We start from the raw sequence: 1,792 nt of genomic DNA on the forward strand, positions 1-1,792 counted from the left end.
CTGGTCGCGTTCCTGCAGGCCTACGTATTTGCGATCCTGACCTGCATCTATCTCAACGACGCTCTTCATGGGGGACACTAACGGGCTCGGAGGGCAAGGAGTCGGCCCCGCAATTTCTAGCAACAAATTCCAATTGCTTGTTCGCTCAGTGACCGCAAGCTCGGACTAGAAAGAAACGATTGTTGAGTCGCCTCAGCGCGAGGTAAAGCCATCACGCCGAAATTCCACCTCTCCGCTTTGGACATAGGGCGTCTGCCCGGCGGCCGACACAGGGCCGATCCGCTCCGCAAGAGACACAAGTTCCGGCAAGTTCCGAACCTCCATTTTTTCCATCACCCCGTGGCGGTGGCCTTGATGGTGCGTTCGGTACAGCCTAACGCGCGGGCGATCTGCTTGTTGGTGTCGCCGCGAATGACAAGCAAAAAAACTTCCCGCTCGCGCGGCGTCAATGCCGCGACATGAGCGCGAACGATGTTCAGCTTGCTCTTCAAGCCACGTGCCACTTCATGATGCGCAACCGCCCGCTCGATTGCCCGAAGAAGATCATCCGATGATACAGGCTTGGTCAGGAAGTCATCGGCACCCGCCTTGATAGCCCGAACCGTGGCCGGAATATCGGGATGCCCACTGAGGAATATGATAGGCAGCGTCGAACCGAGTTCGCTCAGGCGCTCTTGCAGCTCCGGACCGCTCAGTTCCGGTATCCGCACGTCGAGGAGAAGGCAGCTTGGGACGCTTTCGCTCGGCAAGCGATCCAGCAAGTGCTAAGCATAGGTGGCGACCTCGTAGCCGGCTTTCGTCAAACGACGCTCCATGGCTGTTCGAAAGGACGCATCGTCATCGACAATATGCACGCACACTTGCACAGGTCTCTCCCCGAGAAGTATCTCAGGGTATCAGTAATATGCGTGATGTTAATTCTTGCGGGTTTTGTCAGGCTGGCTGACCGATCCATGGGTGACCATTTGATGTCGCCTTAAGGGTCAATCTGCGACATCAGCCGACGGCCGGGCTAGGTCCGTTCTGCCCCTACAACGGACATCAGCCAATGCCGGACCGATGCCCGTGCCAAACCGCGACGCTTCGTGATTGGGACAGCCCTGTGAATAACCGGCAGAAACGTCCCAATCCTCATATTGCTACCCTGCATTGTGCCATGAAGGCTCCCCTGCCTCTTTCCCATACTGGAGCTTACTTGGGCCGTCTTTGCACGCAGATGGCGGGATACATCGAGAACGCGGAGACGCCCCCGAGACCGCGTAGACAGCCCCGGCTTCGAGCCGCCGCTATGAGAAACAGGATTCTGCTCAACCAAAAGCGGCTATGTGTCAATTTCGTTCATGAAGATGAATGGGAACTCGATGGGACGGTTCGCTTCTTAACGCACAAGCAACCTTGCGCGCCGGATTTGCCGAGCGCACACTTGCCACCTCAAGCAGAACTTACGGAGGATGCAGACCATGCCACGGGTCAAGCAAGCTTCGAAGCAGAAACGCACAACCAAAGCCGCCGCCGTGACGGTGCTGGGTGCCACCGGACTGGGTTTTTCGCTGCTGGATAGCGCATCAGCATCCACGATGCCCGCTGCTGATATCGCGCAATCTGACAATACCTCGCCCAATCAGCGCTTCGTTCTAAGCGAAGAGGAAATGGCCGACGTCAGTCTCGCCACGTTCCATCTCCTCGATAAGGAAAACGTTGGCAGCGGCGTGCAGCTAGCCGCCCGCGGTGGCTGCCGTGGCTGCGCGGCCCGTGGCTGCCGTGGCTGCGCGGCCCGTGGCTGCCGTGGCTG

At 58.3% G+C, this 1,792-nt stretch carries 1 protein-coding gene and 2 pseudogenes; 2 read left to right on the plus strand and 1 reads right to left on the minus strand.

Annotation, left to right across the window (positions count from 1 at the left end; translation table 11 throughout):
* Positions 1-81: pseudogene (locus CP49_RS45025) on the plus strand (F0F1 ATP synthase subunit A); the annotation flags it as partial.
* A gap of 111 nt (positions 82-192) precedes the next feature.
* Here the strand turns inward: CP49_RS45025 and CP49_RS24070 are convergent.
* Positions 193-761: pseudogene (locus CP49_RS24070) on the minus strand (response regulator transcription factor).
* 699 nt (positions 762-1,460) lie between these two features.
* On the opposite strand from CP49_RS24070, the gene CP49_RS24075 reads away from it, so the two are divergent.
* The coding region (locus CP49_RS24075) for a hypothetical protein (protein WP_197423208.1) at positions 1,461-1,792 on the plus strand (332 nt) is incomplete at its 3' end.

Source organism: Bradyrhizobium valentinum, from assembly GCF_001440405.1.
Lineage (GTDB): Bacteria > Pseudomonadota > Alphaproteobacteria > Rhizobiales > Xanthobacteraceae > Bradyrhizobium > Bradyrhizobium valentinum.